The organism is Stieleria bergensis (assembly GCA_007745635.1).
GTDB lineage: Bacteria > Planctomycetota > Planctomycetia > Pirellulales > Pirellulaceae > Stieleria > Stieleria bergensis.
The window spans coordinates 5,354,816-5,372,095 of sequence record CP036272.1 but is presented as its reverse complement, the minus strand read 5'-3'; the positions used below and the strand labels follow the sequence as shown (position 1 = coordinate 5,372,095).

Annotated in this window: 12 protein-coding genes; 8 read left to right on the top strand and 4 right to left on the bottom strand. The window is 56.3% G+C overall.

Annotated elements, in window-relative coordinates; translation table 11 throughout:
- Positions 1 to 78 precede the first annotated feature (78 nt).
- Both SV7mr_RS25590 and SV7mr_RS18795 read left to right on the top strand, forming a co-directional pair.
- Positions 79 to 2,940, top strand: a complete 2,862-nt coding sequence (locus SV7mr_RS25590) for a DUF6653 family protein (protein WP_419187599.1) — start codon at positions 79 to 81, stop codon at positions 2,938 to 2,940.
- A gap of 184 nt (positions 2,941 to 3,124) precedes the next feature.
- A complete protein-coding gene (locus SV7mr_RS18795; RefSeq protein ID WP_419187598.1) occupies positions 3,125 to 4,654 on the top strand; it encodes a GntP family permease in 1,530 nt (509 codons plus the stop codon).
- Here SV7mr_RS18795 and SV7mr_RS18790 read toward each other — a convergent pair.
- Positions 4,604 to 6,148: an A24 family peptidase gene (locus tag SV7mr_RS18790; RefSeq protein WP_419187597.1), complete on the bottom strand. Its 1,545-nt coding sequence runs from the start codon at positions 6,146 to 6,148 to the stop codon at positions 4,604 to 4,606. The genes SV7mr_RS18795 and SV7mr_RS18790 overlap by 51 nt on opposite strands.
- A gap of 277 nt (positions 6,149 to 6,425) precedes the next feature.
- Between SV7mr_RS18790 and SV7mr_RS18785 the strand changes: the two genes are divergently transcribed.
- From SV7mr_RS18785 to infA, 4 genes are all read left to right on the top strand, one after another.
- Positions 6,426 to 7,898 carry a cryptochrome/DNA photolyase family protein gene (locus SV7mr_RS18785; protein ID WP_419187596.1) on the top strand — a complete coding sequence of 491 codons (1,473 nt, stop codon included), beginning with the start codon at positions 6,426 to 6,428 and terminating at the stop codon, positions 7,896 to 7,898.
- Positions 7,899 to 8,358: 460 nt separating this feature from the next.
- Complete coding sequence (gene rplM / locus SV7mr_RS18780; RefSeq protein WP_473163652.1) at positions 8,359 to 8,811, top strand: 50S ribosomal protein L13; 453 nt, start codon at positions 8,359 to 8,361, stop codon at positions 8,809 to 8,811.
- A 134-nt stretch (positions 8,812 to 8,945) separates the two neighbouring features.
- On the top strand, positions 8,946 to 9,359 hold the full coding sequence (rpsI, locus tag SV7mr_RS18775) for a 30S ribosomal protein S9 (RefSeq protein ID WP_145275620.1): 414 nt from the start codon (positions 8,946 to 8,948) through the stop codon (positions 9,357 to 9,359).
- Positions 9,360 to 9,377: 18 nt separating this feature from the next.
- Positions 9,378 to 9,599: a translation initiation factor IF-1 gene (gene infA, locus SV7mr_RS18770; RefSeq protein ID WP_145275618.1), complete on the top strand. Its 222-nt coding sequence runs from the start codon at positions 9,378 to 9,380 to the stop codon at positions 9,597 to 9,599.
- Positions 9,600 to 9,964: 365 nt separating this feature from the next.
- On the opposite strand, the gene SV7mr_RS18765 is transcribed toward infA, so the two are convergent.
- Positions 9,965 to 11,041: an LOG family protein gene (locus SV7mr_RS18765; RefSeq protein WP_145275617.1), complete on the bottom strand. Its 1,077-nt coding sequence runs from the start codon at positions 11,039 to 11,041 to the stop codon at positions 9,965 to 9,967.
- A gap of 525 nt (positions 11,042 to 11,566) precedes the next feature.
- On the opposite strand from SV7mr_RS18765, the gene SV7mr_RS18760 reads away from it, so the two are divergent.
- Entirely contained in the window at positions 11,567 to 12,250 is a 684-nt protein-coding gene (locus tag SV7mr_RS18760) for a BamJ family beta-barrel-assembly machinery protein (protein WP_145275615.1), read from the top strand.
- A 101-nt stretch (positions 12,251 to 12,351) separates the two neighbouring features.
- Here SV7mr_RS18760 and SV7mr_RS18755 read toward each other — a convergent pair whose 3' ends face one another.
- Complete coding sequence (locus tag SV7mr_RS18755) at positions 12,352 to 13,494, bottom strand: DUF6268 family outer membrane beta-barrel protein (RefSeq protein WP_145275613.1); 1,143 nt, start codon at positions 13,492 to 13,494, stop codon at positions 12,352 to 12,354.
- A 357-nt stretch (positions 13,495 to 13,851) separates the two neighbouring features.
- Between SV7mr_RS18755 and SV7mr_RS18750 the strand changes: the two genes are divergently transcribed.
- Positions 13,852 to 15,927: a sulfatase-like hydrolase/transferase gene (locus tag SV7mr_RS18750; RefSeq protein WP_145275611.1), complete on the top strand. Its 2,076-nt coding sequence runs from the start codon at positions 13,852 to 13,854 to the stop codon at positions 15,925 to 15,927.
- A gap of 62 nt (positions 15,928 to 15,989) precedes the next feature.
- Here SV7mr_RS18750 and SV7mr_RS18745 read toward each other — a convergent pair whose 3' ends face one another.
- Positions 15,990 to 16,934: an IS110 family RNA-guided transposase gene (locus tag SV7mr_RS18745; RefSeq protein ID WP_145268727.1), complete on the bottom strand. Its 945-nt coding sequence runs from the start codon at positions 16,932 to 16,934 to the stop codon at positions 15,990 to 15,992.
- Positions 16,935 to 17,280: the final 346 nt, after the last annotated feature.

Genomic DNA, 17,280 nt, shown 5'->3' with positions numbered 1-17,280 from the left:
CGTCCATTTTGCATTCATGTGCCTTCTCTGGCAGTCGACCAACTAGCGATGACAGAGCAATTTTTATGACTGGTGGCTATGAAGCAATTGGATCAATTTACCGAACGCGCGATGGGGATGAACGAGGCCGTGTGGCAACGGCATCTCAATCCGTACACTGGCTGGGCGCGCGTGACCGCACTCCCGTTGGTTGCGCTGGCTGTTTGGAGTCGTGCTTGGTTGCAGTGGTACTGTTTGATCCCCATTGCCTTGGTGATGGCGTGGGTCTGGCTGGCGGCGCGCTTTTTCGCTCCACCTGATTCAACCGACAATTGGATGAGTCGTGGAGTTTTGGGAGAACGATTGTGGCTTGACCGGGATCGTCATCAGGTGGATGCCCATCATTATCCGATTGTGTTCGCAACCATGCTGATTGTCGGCATCGGTGGAGTCGTCATGCTGGCTGGATTGGTGACGCTGAATGTCGCCTGGACTATCGCTGGCGTCTTCGCATCGACCGTCGGCAAGTTGTGGTTTCTCGATCGCATGAATTGGCTGCAACGCGACTACGAGCACTATGCCGCGCAGGCTGAACGTCAGGCCTCGCGCCAGCACAATGCGCCGCAGCCGTTGCGTTTTGATGATGCTGAAACCGGTTTGGCTGGCCAGGGGTCAAAACGCATGACCGCTGATTCGAATTCAAGATCGTCCAGGCAGCCTCAGCCTGCCAGCAGCCGGACATCGCAAACGCAAAGGGAGAGCCTCGAGTCGATTGAGCCCGTCAGTGAGGAAGTGCGAGTGACCGGTGGCAGCCTTAGCGCGGGTCAGCAACCTGCCGTTGGTCAGCATCCGTCCAGCTCCAGCGATTGGGGATCGATTCCAAAGCCATTGGCACCGCGAGCCGCCGAGGTAGCACCGCCAGCAGCCGAGCCAGCCGCCGAGGCAAACGAGGTCGTCACTGAGCGAGCCACAGCGTCCGCCACCGATGCGTCCCTGAAAACCAATGTGATCGATCCACCTGATCCCCCGCGCCCGCAGCCCTTGCTCTCGCGTAAAAAACGAGTGATGACGGTTGACGATGTTCAGCATCTGCAAGCGACGGGCCAGCGCTCATCCAGGCAGGAATCGCATGGCGATCAGAATGCTGATTTCAATGTTGCCCCACCCGACCACGGGCAATCGCATCTTGGTAGCGCATCGCATGTTGGTGCAGCGCCGCACACCGGTGCAGTGTCACAAAGCAACGCTGGGGCTGAAGCTAGCGTGCGTGATCGATCCAGTCTCCCTGCAGCACACCGTCCACCTGAGCGCCAGCCCGAGCCTCGTTTCAGGCGTTCCAGCTTGAGAGTGCGATTGATGGACTTGGCCCGCAGGTTGTTCGGTTCTTCGGCTGAAAGCAGTGCTGAGTTTCAGCAGCGGCAAGCCGAGGAAGACGCGGCTCGGATGCATTTTCAATCGTTCCATCAGCAGCCAGCGGCGCTATCCGCTCATCGGCCGGCAACCAAGGAGCCCGCGTCTGAACCGCGTCCCAGGGCGGAAAGGGAGACGGAGGCAGTTGAAAAGGAGACGGAGCCACTGGTGCGCGTTGATGCTCAGCATCAGCAGCCGCCTGTGAGGCCCGCGCCACCGATTCCACCAAGTCAGGCGATTCCACCAAGTCAGGCGATTCCACCAAGTCAGGCGATTCCACCAAGTCAGGCGATTCCACCAAGTCAGGCGATTCCACCAAGTCAGGCGATCCCACCAAGTCAGGCGATCCCACCAAGTCAGGCCGCCCCGCCGATTCAGGCCGCTGAGCAGCAAGGGCAATCCGACCGTTCGGTTCCGAACCAGCTTATGGAGCGCGACGTGGCGGCAAAGCAGAGGGAAACACAAAAAGCAGGAAAACGGGACGGAGTGCCGGCGCAGAATCCAGAGCAGAAGCCAGAGTTGAGGCCCCCGCAGAAACCACCGCGGCCACGCGAAGGCCAACAGGCTGACCCATCGATGGATGAGGCTCGGGCGCGTGATTGGCTGGGGCAGCAACCAGGGTTTGTCCCGCCGCCCCCGGAAAAAATGGAGGCCGCCGATCAAACGGTGATCATCCAGGGGGAGGCAAACGCAGGCGGGATGGATCACGAACCGGCGGCGACTGATCCTTCAGTCACGTCTCAGCCTGCTGCTTCCACATCACCGGCTTCCGCGTGCGAGTCCGTTCCAGAATCATTGGTCAGTCCAGAATCATTGGTCAGTCCAGAATTCGCGCACGCAGAACGTGTGCATCCAGAGCTTGTGCATACCGAGATTGCCAACGCGGAGGTCCTGAACGCTGACTTCTGGGGGGCGGAGATTTTGGATGCGGGGTTTGGCAGCGGCCTGTTGGTTCATGTTGCCGATGCAGTCGCCCCGCCAGTGTCCGCGCTGCCGAGCGTCAGAAAGCCGGTCGTCAGGAAGCCGGTTGTCGAAGCGGCGGCGGCGAAGCTTCAGGCCGGCCCATCCAGTGCTGTGGCCAGTGCAGAAAGCAGCTTAGAAACCAGTGCACCCCGGCAGCAAACTCCCGAAGGCGTCTCCACTGTGCGTCGCCATGAGTCGCCAGAGCAGCGCATCGATCAAGCTGGTCCCCCCGGACCCCAAGCCAAGCCATCCGGCGCTGCGATCCGAGTCGATTCGGTTCCACGTCCTCGCGCTCAGGTGGCTGCAGAAGAAAGCGTTGTCAAGCCGTCCCCTGCTGATGCGCTGCGAGCCTGGGTGCGTCAAAGTATGGGACAGGAGTCCGCTCAGACGCCTGATTTGGCGGCCAACGAGGGCCCGTCACCTGATCATTCAGCGAAGGACTCCGAAGCAAGTCCAGCAACAGACTCAGCAAAGGACGGGCAGGAGGCCGTTTCGCTGCGGCCAGTGGATTCGCTGCGAGCTTGGGTGCAAGCTGAGCGAGTGGCGATGAAAGCAAAAGAGGAAGCCGAAGCAAAGGATCTTCGGTAGCCTGAGTCCTGTTTTGCCTGCTGCCGGACTGGCTAGTCGCCCCTTGGGATTGGGGCTCTGATCACGAATCAGGGTGAACAATTCTTGACCCACGCGTTCGCCCCGCATAGACTCGGCATCTCCTTATCCCCACCTTCCTGCCTGCAGACGCTTGCTTTTGCGCTGCCTACTTGGGTGCCCCACCTTGATTGACGCTTATTTGAATCCGATTTCAACTCTGTTTGCTCAAGCCTCGACTCAGGCCGTCACGGATGGCCCTGCGACAGGGGAGATGATCGCTTTGCTGGGCGCTGGCATTGTGTTACTGCTGGTATTGATTTTATGGCTCAAGCTCTCGGCGTTTTTGGCATTGCTGATCGTTTCGGTGTTAGTGGCTGCGACCAGTAAATTGGTCAATCCCGAGGCAGTTCCGATCACTCAGGTCGCTCAGACGATTGTTGACAGTATGGGAGGAGCGTTGGGTTTTATTGCCACGATCATTGGGATCGGGGCGATCTTTGGAGCCATTTTGGAACGCAGCGGTGGCACGGAATCGCTGGCCAACTTCATGGTCAAAAAGTTCGGGCCCAAGCATGCGCCGTGGGCGATGTTGGTGACGGGCTTTGTCATTTCGATTCCCGTGTTCTTGGACGTCGCACTGGTGATCTTGGCGCCGCTGTTGTTTGCCTTGGCACGTGATACCAAGCGTCCGTTTTTGCACTTTGGTTTGCCATTGGTTGCCGGGCTGGCGGTGACTCATGGTTTTGTTCCGCCGACCCCCGGACCGGTTGCGGTGGCGTACTTCCTGAATGTGAACTTGGGCTGGGTCATTTTGTTTGGCGTGTTGGTTGGTTTTCCAACGGCGTTGATCTGTGGTCCACCGTTGTGCATTTGGTTGTCAAAGTTTGTTGACGTCAAGATGCCCGAGCCGATTGCCACCGAGCAAGTTGCCAAAGACAAGCTGCCACCGATTTCGTTTATCTTGGCCTTGATCGCGTTGCCGATCGGATTGATTCTGATCAACACAACGATCGAGCAGTGGGTGGCGTCGGGAGTTCCGGGCAAAGAAGCCCTGACAGAATGGTTGTCACAGACACACCCGGGAGCGAAGTTCAGCAGCGCCCAGAGCTTGTGGGTCAAAGATGCTCTGACGCAGCAACCCTTCGTGATTCAGTTCTTGACGTTTTTGGGGCATCCGGTCATCGCTTTGCTCACCTCCACGGTGTTTGCCTTGTACTTCCTGGGCACTCGCCGAGGAGTCGATCGTGAAGCACTCCTTGAGATCTCCACCAAGGCGCTCGGCCCCGCTGGGATCATCATTTTGATCACTGGTGCCGGTGGCGTGTTCAAAGGTGTCTTGAAAGCGACCGGAATCACCGAAGCACTTGAGGTGATGTTTTCGCAGTACGATATCAACGTGCTGGTGTTGGCCTGGATCTTTGCCACACTGATTCGAATCGCTCAGGGGTCGGCGACCGTCGCCATGTTGACCGCCGCTGGCTTGATGGTGAACTTTGTCGAGGGCATGTCACAGCCCCAATTGGCGCTGGTCAGCGTGGCGATTGCGGCCGGTGCGACGGGCTTTTCACACGTCAACGATTCCGGGTTCTGGATGATCTCGCGGTACTTCAATATGTCCGAGGGTCAGACGCTGAAAACATGGGGCGTGATCAGTACCTGCATCTCACTGGTCGGATTCACCCTGGCGATGCTGTTGTGGCAACTGGTCGGTTGATGAGTCACCGACGACGGGATCAGAAGGCGAATCAAGGTCACAGCCCGTGGCCTCGTTAAGCGGTGGCGACTGGTGGGCGGCAGTGTTGCTGTTGTCCGCGTTGCCTTGATCAGCAGCGTCTTGATCAGCAGCGTCTTGATCAGCAGCGTCTTGATCAGCAGCGTCTTGATCAGCAGCGTCTTGATCAGCAGCGTCTTGATCAGCAGCGTCTTGGTCAGCAGCGTCTTGATCAGCAGCGTCTTGATCAGCAGCGTCTTCGTTTTTAAGTTCATCGTCATCCACCGGCGGCAGGTCCATGCTAGCCGGCGTTGGCTGGGTGTCACGTAAAACCATCGGGACGGCCAGCATGAATAGAGTGGCGATCATGATGGGCGTTGTGCCGCTGTGATCGCTGGGCCAAAACGGCAGCGACCACAGTGGGTGCCAAAACGCCAAGTGCAATGCGGTGGCAATCGGGATGGCAAACGAAAAGCGTTCCATCATGCCGCGTGCTTGGATGGTTTTGCCTGCGGGGCGTTGATTGATGTCGATGCGATCAAGCAGTGGCTTGGTCAGCAGGCTGAGAGCGGTCGCCATCAGCACCACCGCGGGAAGTGTTTGCCAGCCCAACAGAATCGCTGGGACGAACAGCATCCATATCAGATCGACCAATCGACCTGACCCCTTTCCCAGTGGGTCAAGCTTTAAGTCGGCATTGGGGCACAGTCCGTTGCCAACCACACGGCCGGCAAATGCAGCGGCAACAAAGGCTGTGATCACACGCATGATGGCATCCGTGTATTGACCCTCTGCAGTCCAGGCTCCGGGGCGAAGGGTTTGCCAAGGCACCACCATTGCCGTGGGCCAGGCGATCATTGGGAGGACCAAACCGGCCAGGATGATCCCCATGAGCTTGCCAGGCAGTTTGGTGCCATCAAGGCGGATCAAAGCCATCGCCCAGCTCATCGAAAGAGCCGTTGCGTGGTAGCACATCATGCCAATCATGGGGCCTGTCCACAGCGGCGACCAGGCGGGGCCGGCATGAGCATGGACAATGTCGTTTGGCAATGACAGCCGATTCAGTTCGGTAAAGCCCACCAAGGTCATGGTTAAACCGACCAGGAACTCGACGATCGGGTAGCGGGTTGAGATGGGCAGTGAGCAGAACCGGCAACGGCCACGCAGTGAGATCCAGCCCAGCACGGGAACGTTGTCGCGATTGAGCAGGGCGTTGGCACAGCGTGGACAATGAGAGCGACCGCCAACGCTTTCCCCACGTGGCATTCGCCACGCCACGACGTTCAAGAAGCTGCCGATCGAACTGCAGAAGTACATCAGCCAGGTCACCAGCACGACATCGATTAAGCGTGGTGCCAGCAGGCCTTGGAAGTCGTTGATGGGTGAGTTTTTTGACTGGTACGCCGCCATGCCAACGATATAAACAGCCGCTGCTGTGAACATTGCCCACAGGGTTAGCAGCAGCGGACGTTTCTTGCGAAGGAGGTTGCGGGTCACGGTGCTTCCTTATCCGTTGTTCCTTGAAGTTGCATGCCGTGATTCAGTTGCATGCCGTGTTCGATGGTCTGTCGTCTGAGCAATTTGGAGGCGGCGTCAGGTTCAGGCCTTCACCGCTGGTCGTCAGGTGAACGTTTACTCCTTGGGGGCAGTTCGCCAGCGTAGTTGAAAAACGTCAAAAAACCGAGCGGGGCAACGGCCAAGTTGCGTCGCCAGTTGGAATTGCTTGCCGAATGCAAACAATAGTTCTGAATCACACCCAGGACAGCAGTTGAACATGAGCATTGCCGCAGAACGCCTTCATTCGGTCAATTCGAAACCGGTCAACTCCGACGGGAGGTTTGTTTTGTACTGGATGGTCGCTGCTAGACGGCCCCGGTTTAACTTTGCTTTGCAGCATGCCGTCGAGCGGGCTCAGCAGCTGAAAAAGCCTCTGGTGGTGCTTGAGCCCCTGCGTTTGCGATACCGCTGGGCCAGCGATCGCTTTCACCGTTTTTTGATCGAAGGCATGCGGGCCAATGCAGCGGCGTTTGAAGGCCGTGCGGTGACTTATTACCCGTTTGTTGAATCCGATGTTGAATCCAAGCCGGGTGACGATAGCTTGCTGGCTGCCTTCGCGGAAACTGCTTGCGAGGTGATCAGCGATGATGCACCGTACTTCTTTTATCCAGCGATGGTTCGCGCGGTGGCAAAACGATTGCCGGTGCGGTTGAGTTTGGTGGACAGCAATACCGTGATTCCGATGCGATTGGCGGAAAGAACCTTTACTGTCGCCCACAGTTACCGCCGGCACATGCATCGCAATGTGATTCAGTGGCTCGACCAGATGCCGCAGGCGGATCCGCTGGAAGGGGTCTCGCTTCCCAAGTTGCGTCAGTTGCCACCATCGGTCACAGAGCACTGGGAGAGAGCCGATCTCAAGCGATTGCTGAGCCCCGGTGGGCTGCATGACTTGCCGATTGATCACTCCGTGGCGGTCGTTGAAACGCTGGAAGGCGGAGCAGCCTCAGCACAGCGGCGCTGGACAGGATTTCTAGAGCAGGGGCTTGGCCGGTACGATCAGGACCGCAACCAGCCCGATTGCGATGGGAGTTCGCAAATGAGTCCGTTCCTTCATTTTGGACACATCAGTGCTCATCAGTTGGTCCGTGATGTCTTGGCCAGCGAAAGCTGGCGGCCGGAGAAACTGGGGGATGCGATCGGCAAGAATCAAGGCTTCTGGGGCACTTCCCTGGCCGTTGAAGGGTTTCTCGATCAGGTCCTGACATGGCGTGAGCTCGGATTCAACATGGCCGTGCGGCATCCCGATCGGTTTGACAACCTGCGTTCGCTGCCGGATTGGGCCAAAAAAAGCATTCAGGAAACCGCCCGTGATCGGCGCCCCTACTTGTATGGTCTGTCAGAGCTAGAAGAAGCCGGGACGCACGATCCGGTCTGGAACGCTGCTCAGCGGCAATTGCGGCAAACCGGGCGGATGCACAACTACTTGCGGATGCTGTGGGGCAAACTGATTTACCAGTGGACCGAATCCGCCGAGCAGTCCTTTGAATTCATGGAGCATTTGAACAATAAGTACGCCTTGGACGGGCGAGATCCCAATTCGTACAGTGGGATTTTATGGGTCCTGGGACGATACGATCGTGCTTGGGGGCCCAAGCGACCGGTGTTTGGCAGTCTGCGTTACATGACCAGCGACAGTGCACGTCGCAAGTTGAAACTGGAGCGTTATCTGCGTCGTTTCGAGGGCTAAAGGGATTGTTTGCCGGCGAGGCGGGCGATTGGCTGGCAGCTCATTTGGCTGGCAGCTCACTGGCTGCGTCGTCGATGCGGGTTGTTCACAGCGCCAGGTCCTGAGGGCGAATCAGAAATGGTAAGATTGGCGGCCAAGCTGCTCTGTGGAAACACGTTTTCGGAAGCGAAACGCCCAAAAGGACTTGCCGGGGCTGGTCTGGGGCGATACCCTTCCCGATTCCTCGCCCAGGTGTGAATTTTACGCATTTTTGGGCAATTAGGCGACAGCACAACATTCCTGCTGAGGTCTCTCGCGGTGATTGTCGCGTAGGAACCTGTCTCGCAGGTAACCTGCGGTGCTGTCGAAGCAACCAAAACACTGGATTTCTGGCTCCCGTCATTGCGTTCGATGACGTTGATTCCGAGCATGAGCTCTCGATGGGTGCCAACGCAATTCCCAACAGCTGTAAAACATTCCCGTGACTGCGCAACCAACTTACATGGCCAAAGCCGGCCAAGTCGAAAAGAGCTGGCACATCGTTGATGCAAGCGATGAAGTTCTGGGCCGCTTGGCAAGTGACATCGCTGTTCTTCTGATGGGCAAGCATCGTCCCGAATACACTCCGCACGTTGACTGTGGCGATTTCGTCATTGTGACCAATGCTGAGAAGGTTGCCATGACTGGCAACAAGATGGGCGATCGTCACTACACCTGGTACACCGGCTATCCCGGACTGCGTCTGGAAAGCTACGGGGATCGCCAAGAACGCAAGCCAGAAGACTTGATCTTCCACGCCGTGCGTCGCATGCTGCCCAAGAACAAGTTGGCGCGGCAGATGATTAAGAAGTTAAAGATTTACTCTGGTGCAGAGCATCCGCATGCGGCTCAGAACCCGCAGCCTATGGTTCGCACTGGAAAGAAAGTGGTCTGAGCGGCTGAAGCCCTTCCACTTGGCACCGGCAAGTCCAGGATCTTACTGGCGACCCCAGTCGTTCTCCAACGGCAGTCGTCGCCTGTTCTGGCATCAACACATCCATTTCCTGTATTATTGAAGCATTCGAACTGATGACCCTGGTCAAGAAAGACAAGATCAACGGTGACGCTCTAGGCACCGGTCGACGCAAAAGCAGCGTTGCACGCGTTCGTGTTCGCAGTGGTGAAGGTAAGATCGTTATCAACCGTAAGCCTCTGGAAGAATACTTCGTCAACGTTCAGGATCAAACAGCGATCATTGAAACGCTGAAGTCCGCCGAGTTGGACGGTAAGGTCGATTTGATCGTCCGCGTCAGCGGTGGTGGAATGACCGGACAAAGCGGCGCCGTTCGCATGGGCTTGGCTCGTGCACTGATCAGCTTTGACGAAGCGTTGCACGATGTCCTACGCGATGGTGGCTTCCTGACTCGTGACTCACGAATGAAGGAACGGAAGAAACCAGGTTTGCGTGGTGCCCGTCGTGGCGTCCAGTTCAGCAAACGTTAAGCACCCGGAAGGATTTTCGTGGGAAAGAAAGAAGAAGCATTCGAAGTCGAAGGCACTGTCACTCAGGCACTGGCCAATACTCGATTCCGTGTCCAATTGGAGACCGGTTCCGAAGTCATGGCTCACGTTGCAGGGCGGATGCGCAAGCACTTTATCCGGATCGTTCCTGGCGACAAAGTTCGCGTGGAATTGTCGCCCTATGATTTGACCCGAGGTCGAATCACCTATCGAGAACGATAGGGCGAGCAATCGTCCGATGCGCCCAAACCCGTTGTTGCCAAGCCAGCAGCGGGTTTCTTCATGCGCCGATCCATTAGCGTTTTAGCCTAGGCAGGGGTCGCCCACTGAAACACCCTCCTGCATTGTGTTGTTGGTGGTTTGACAGATTCGCAAGGCGGTGGCATCGGTTGTCTCAATGGCCGGCTGGGGAGGGTTTCCGTTGTGGCTGCTTGCCGTTGGCGTTGCCATGGTTTTTTGGCGCGTGCAAGCACGGCACCTTGCGGTTTTGGCGTTCGCCACGCCCCTTCATCAACACCCTCCCGCACGCGGCAGAGTTCAGCGCCGCGGTTCTTGCTGGGATTGCTGGCTCCGCCAAAAACGGGCGCTCACTCGGTTTCCTCGTCGGAATTGATCTCGTTGATCAGTTGCCGTAACCTGCCCAGGTTGCGTCGGTCAAACTGGAACGTCAAACGAGGCAGTCCGGCCAGGTCTGGTTCGCTGGCTTCTTCCGGGAGTGCTTGGCACTGACAGAAGCCACCTTTGACAACAATGTCCGCGTATTGGCTTTGGATCGTTTCCATTGTTTTAGCACTCAGCGGGCGCGTCAATCGAATGACCAGTTGATCACGCACATAGCGCATGCTGTGATAGACACGATAGAAGTTCAGGACCTCATCGATCGCCTCTTCGACGCTATCGGTGATCATGTACAGCGAGGTGTCTTCGGGGCTGATCATGCCACCCTTCAGCAATTGCTTGTCGATGAAACTGCCCAAGTCCGCCCAGTAGTCGTCTCCGGGGCTGTCCAATAAGACCAGTGGCAGCAGCGCCTGCTTGCCGGTTTGCATCAAGGTCAGCGTTTCCATGGCCTCGTCGAGTGTTCCGAAACCTCCCGGGCAGCAAACCACGGCACTGCATTCTTTGACGAACATCAGTTTGCGTGTGAAGAAGTATTTCATGGTGACCAATTTGGGGTCACCTTCGATGATGTGATTGGAGCTTTGCTCAAAGGGCAGCATGATGTTCAGGCCCATCGAGGCATCGGGTCCGGCGCCAACATGCCCGGCTTCCATGATTCCACCACCGGCGCCCGTGATCACCATCCAGCCATGGCCGGCCATTTCTCGGCCCAGTTTCACCGCTGTCTGGTAATCCGGGTGATCGGGTTTTGTTCGTGCCGATCCAAACACGGTGACTTTGCGGCGACGGCGATAGGGGCGAAAGACTTTGAACGCATGGCGCAGTTCGCGCAGGGTGCGTTCCAGGATTTTCAAATCGCCGTTGGCGGTTTGGTCTTTCTGTAAGCGATCGATTGCGTTTCGCATCGAATCCAGCAAGTGCTTGGCGTTTCGCTTGGGCGCCGGCGGCTCGATCGGTTCGTCGGCCGGATGGGGGCGTTCCATTTCACAGTCGCCGATCGCTTCGGGGGGCAAGTGCGTTGGGTCAATCCGTTCGGGGTCCATGGTTCGCCTCGGGTTATTAACGATGCTGGGCAGGTTTGACGACTCGCGGCCACTGGTCAGGCTCGGGGACCAAGCAAGACACTGGGCAGTTCCGGTGGGTTCAGTCGCGTCGTTCACTAGCTAGGATATCGACCTCAGCAACCGCCTGGCTTGCGGTCTGGGCGTCGGAGCGAGGGTTTTGCCTTGAATTTGCCGGTGGCAAGCGGGGATCGTCCAGATTCTTCTGAGCAACGGTTTCCCCCTCTTGCCGGTTGGGTCATACTGGTGATAACTTTGCCATTGATTTAGGTCACCACCGCTGCACGGCTTAAATCACCTGCACCCTTACCCCCCCTTTCGGAAGGTCCGACGAGTTTAGCGTGAGAGAGGTTCCGGTCACGTTCCGAACCGATTCCAACGTGGTGTTTCGTCAACGCTTCCGTCGTTGTGTCAGCAGCAGACAATCGCAACGAATGTTTCTCGCACCACTATCCCAAGGTATCAACGATGTTTCGTTGCCTGCTGGCCCTTTCGGCAATCACATTCATGACTGTATCAACCAACGCACAAGATCCTGCAGCCGCTCCACCTGCGCAAGACGCTAAGCCTGCGACCGCAGCTGACATGTCTTATCTGATCGGCTTCAACATTGGCGGCAACTTCAACTCCAGCAACATTCAGGCTGGCGACTTAGATGTCGATGGTTTGGTTGCCGGGTTTAAGGCCGGATTGGCTGGCGACAAGCCAAAGTTCAGCCAAGAAGAAATGGCAGCGATCGAAGAAGGCCTTCGCGGTCTGTTCCAAAAACGTCAAGAGGAAGCCGTCACCAAAGCCAAAGCAGCGGGCGAAGAGTGGTTGGCAGCCAACGCTAAGAAAGAAGGCGTCAAGGAACTTAAGGGTGGCCTTCAGTACAAAGTGATCAAAGCAGGCGACGGCGCTTCGCCCAAGCAAACCGATCGCGTGACCGTCCACTACACCGGGACGCTAACCAACGGCGATGTCTTTGACAGCAGCGTGCAACGTGGGCAACCCGCTCAATTTGTTGTCGGCCAAGTCATCAAAGGCTGGCAAATGGCTTTGCAAGAAATGAAGAAGGGCGACAAGTGGATGTTGTACATTCCTTCCGACCTGGCTTACGGTCCTCAAGGAAGCCCACCACGCATTGGCCCTCACGAAGTCTTGGTCTTCGAGGTTGAATTGCTAGACGTCAACGCTGAAACGCCTCAGTAAGCTTGCGTTTATGTTGCTGCCTGAGTGGTCAAGCCAGGCAGCACGGCAGAATCGATGAAGCAAAAAGAGCCGGGGTTTCGACCTCGGTTTTTTTTGATGCGCTAGAACCTGACCGAGCCGCGTAGCGTTGCTGCCCCGGGCAGGTCGATGTCCGCTCGCCCACGTTCAAACTCGAATCGTCGACCAAAGGCATAGCCCACTTCGAAGTTCACTCGGCGTCCGAATGCAAACGGTATTCCAGGGGCCAGTCGCGGTGTTGATTCCCACCCGACGACCGCCAGCCAATCGCGATACGTGATTTGGTCATCGGTGCCGTTTTGTTGTCTGTAGCCCCAGGTTCCGCCGCTAAAGCCAGTGCCGATGTACGCCCATTGTTCTCTGTCACCGTTTTGCACCAATCGGTACGCTAAACGCGGGCGGGGAAAAATCAGGTCCAGCCGGCAATCAGGGCCGGGCTGATAGATCAGTCCGACTGCAGGGAGCACTGGGATGTCGTTGCGCCCCAAAGCCAGAGCACCGAAGGTCCAGTTCCAGCGCTCGTTCGGTTGATACATCGCAAACGCACTGCCACGAAACTGCCAGCTGTCGCCGCTTTCGTTGTGACTGTCGGTGGCAAACGCCGTTCCGGCAGAAAAGCGAAAAGACCAACGCTGGTTCCATTTCCGAATCCATGATGCCGTCAGCGAGGTTTCGTAGAGATCTGTTGGCAAGTCTAAGGCCGCCGGTGCGTTCAGGTCCGTGTAGGAGAAACCAACATTGATCATTGGCGGTGGCGGGCCAAAGAACGGATACGTGGGCATGGTGACGCGCGTCGCGTAGCGAGTGAGCGAGACATCGTCTGCTTCGCCGTACCAGTCGGCTGCAAAGCTAAGCCGAGGCATCATCAGTTTGCGAATCTGGGCTTTGGAAAGCGAGGTGCTCCGGTCAAGAACAGTGTCTCGCGTGACGGGCGTGTCGCAAGCATAAGGATCAACGGCATTGCTCGCAGCGGAATCAAACACAGCCGCTGGTCCGTCGGGCGTCTGGTAGGGATCCCAACTCGGCGGCTGGTCCGGCCTGGCGGTAAACCCTGAGCTTGGCGGAGCGGCGCTGAATGAATGCGCAGTTGAAGCTTGTTGTGTTGAAGCTTGCTGTGGCGGTAATTCCTGGGCGCTCACCAGTGTTGCCAGGCAATGGCTGACCACCCAGCCGATGAGTGCAAGCTGCAGCGGTGCGACAGGCGGTTTGCCTATTCGAAGCAACATCCGTGTGATTCCTTTCAAGCCTGTGAAACTGCCTTGTTTCACAACGGCCACGTGCGTGGAGAGTGATTTTTAAAAGCCTAGCAAATCGGCAAGTCTGTTGTGAACGGGAATCTCGCTTTCGATCTGTCAAATGAACGCAGACCATCAGCCTGCAGAATGGCCTGCTCTGTCCACCTGTGTTGTCAGAGGTTGTTTGGCAGTGGATCGCCGTCACAAGAGCTGTTTTTGACCAATCCAGCCAGCGGCCACGCGCGTTCACCTGGAATCTGGGGGCAGCGGTGATCAAAATGGCCTGACTGCCCTGCTGCTCTGCAACGCCTTTTGGCTTGTTTCTCGATTCCCTTTGGTCTCTGTTCTATGACTTACTTTGGCATGCGATCTGCGACGTTCATCTTGTTCCTGGTGGGTTTGATGATGGTTGCCCAAGGGCACTCGGCGAAAGCTCAGCAAGCTCGTCCCAATGTGTTGTTCATCATCGTTGATGATCTGAATGATTTGCCTCTTCAACCTGATGGCAAACCATTGGTGCCGACGCCAAACTTTGATCGTCTGGCGGCTCGTGGGGTGACGTTTACGAATGCTCACTGCAATGATCCCATCTGTGCTCCTTCGCGGTCTAGCATGTTGTTTGGACTTTATCCGCAGACCAGCAGTTTGTACTGGTTTGAGAACTGGCGTCAAAATGAGGTGTTGCGGTCCAGCGTTTCACTGACGCGGCATCTGCGCGACGGTGGCTACGACGTGTTTGGGACTGGAAAGATCTATCACGGCAATCAGGACGATCAGGTTTATAAGCGGCAAGGACCGCGTGGCAATATCGGCCCTTGGCCTTGGGATGGGCGCCCTGAAAACAAACGCGGCTACATTCCCCATCCCGATCAGCTATTCCTCTATGACGTTGATCCGTACATGGATTACAAGTGGGAACATACTTTTGGACCCCTGTCACAGATTCCGCACTATCCCAAAGACGAAGCGAACGGCGTTCCGGGCTACAAAGGCTGGACTCTCAGTGGCAAGCCTTGGCGGTATCAGAGTGATGATGATCGTGACCTGATGCCGGATGAAATGGTGGTTCGTTGGAGTGCCAATGTGTTGGCGGAGAAACACGAACGCCCCTTTGCGCTCTTTACCGGTTTGGTGCGAACCCATACACCGTTATACGCGCCGCAGAAGTATTTTGATCGTTTTCCGATCGATGAAATCAAGTTGCCAGCCGCTTTGGAGAACGATCTGGCGGACACTGCACCAACGCTGGGTGATCAGTCGCTGTATGGTTTTCGCCGCTATCAAATGCTGCATAAGCATCCAGAGCATCCCGATCTGTACAAGCAATGGCTGCAAGCCTACATGGCCTGTGTTGCGTTCATCGATGATCAAGTCGGAGAGGTTCTGGACGCTTTAGATCGAAGCCCGTACCGCGACAATACCGTCGTGTTCCTCACCAGTGATCATGGCTTTCACATGGGCGAAAAGGAAAATCTCTACAAGCAGACGCTGTGGGACGGCGCCACGAAGATTCCATTGATCGTGGCTGGATTGAACGGGATGCCACAAGGCGTTAAGTGCGATCAGCCCGTTTCATTGATCGATGTCTATCCAACCTTCAATCAAATCTGTCAGCTACCAACCGAGCCGAACAAGAGTGGCAATGGTTATCCTCTTGATGGCCACAGCCTTGTGCCACTGTTGAAAGAACCACAGGGAAAATGGGACGGTCCATCGGTCGCCATCACGGCTCTTCCTGGGAAGGATCACAGCCAGCACACCAAGTTTGGCGGCACGTTGTACCCGCACTTCTCTGTTCGCAGCAAGCAGTTTCGCTATTCGCTGACCAGCACCGGACAAGAGGAACTGTATGACTTTGGCAGCGATCCGTATGAGTCCAAGAATTTGGCGAGCGACCCTGGGTATGTTGCGGTCAAAGCTGAATTGCGGGAGCAACTAATTGAACTTCGAGACGGAGATCGTTGGCAGTCGCTGGATCAGTTGAGTGATTGGGTTTGGGGCGCCAAGAAAGGGGGCGCGAATGAGCTAGCTGGCCTGCTGAGTTTTCGTGGGCATCAGTCGTTCTATCTGTCCACTGCACAGACGCTGCAAGACTTCGAATTGGCCTTTGAATTTCAATCCAGTGCCAGGCAACCGCTCTTGCTTTCTTACCATGCCAAATTAGACGGCAATCAAGTCAATGGACCCAGTGTGTCGCTGCATCCGACGGCGAGCAATCAAGCAGGCCGTCTAGTACAACTCCGTGAACAAGGCTGGAATCACTGTCGGGTTCGAGTCTTTGGAGACCGTTGTCAGGTTTGGTTGAACCATCAGGTCCTTTACGATCTTGCTGCGCCAGAAGTCAAAGGCAGCGGCAAGGTTGGGTTCTCGGTTCCAGGTGCGGCACAGCCTGAATTGGAACTGCGAAACATTCGCCTGCGGTGAAGAAGCAGACGGCAGGTCTTTCAGCAACATCCTCCCGCTTGCGGGAGCGGCTGTGTTAGATGTCAAGCGTTTTGTGGATTTTCCCATGCTGTATTTGTTTTGACCATTGTGTTGAGTGTGATGAGGATTTTGCGCATGCATGCGGTAATAACGACCTTTGGAGGCTTGCCTTGTTCGGCCAGTCTCTTGGAAAAGGCTGCGATCGCTGGGTTGTATCGGCGAGCACTCAGTGCGGCCATGTAGAGCGCCGATCGCACTGATCCACGGCCTCCAAAAATCGAACGCTTGCCTCGCATCTGCCCGCTGTCCCGGTTGAACGGTGCTAGTCCAACGAGCGAGGCGATTTCCTGTCGGTTCAGGTCGCCAAGCTCTGGTAACTCTGCAATGATCGTTGCTGATGTCACATCGCCGATACCAGGCATCGTCCCAAGTAATTCGGCGCGATGCTTCCAGTCATCATCAGACTGCACAAGCTTTTGGATCTCACGATCAATCATTTTGATGTCCTTGTTGATTGCATCGAGAACGCGCTGAATGCTCTTGCGAACCGCTCCGGACACGGCTTGTCCCTGTCGGTTCTTCTCGGCAGTTCTGGTGCCGATCAACTGTCTTCTTCGAGTCACAAGCTGATCCAATTCACCCTGCAATTGCTTGGTTTTGGCGACGGCTCGAGGCCTCGTCAATTTCCCAAACAGTGCGATGATGCGTGCGTCGATCTTGTCAGTCTTTGCCAATTTTCCAATCGCTTTGGCAAAGTCTCTCACTTGTCTCGGATTGACCACAGAGACAACATGGCCGGCTTCAACAAGTCGCACAGCGAGTGGACGTTCGTAGTTGCCAGTGGCCTCAATTACGATCAGGCAAGACTTCGCTTCTGGCAACAAATCCACTAGCTCATCAATTCCCTTTGGATCATTGGGAACGACTGTTGTCGTGGCTTGTTCATCAAACGCGAGATCAAGCTTGGCTTTTGAGACATCGATTCCGATAAAGTGTTGAAAACTCATCTTGGATGTATCCCTTCCTTGCAAATGCGAGCTCGAGAGCTTGTCTCGGCTCAGGCGGCTGTTCGGGCTATTTACCAAAGGCCGACGACGATCCAGCTCCCGCACAGTGTCTGCGTTGCAGCACTCGAGGGTCAACGATCTGCCGTCGGCCGCAGTTGCTTTAGCCTCTTCGCTACGCTCAGAGGCTAAAGCAACTGCATCTGTAGTGTCCAACGAAACGCCACTAGAATGTAACATACAAGGGTCGGCCGGTTTGTGGTGGTGGCGCGCTGATGCGTTTGCCGATTTGCAAGGCGGGAAATAGATTGTCTCAATGGCCGGCCGGGGAGGGTTTTGTTGTGGCTGT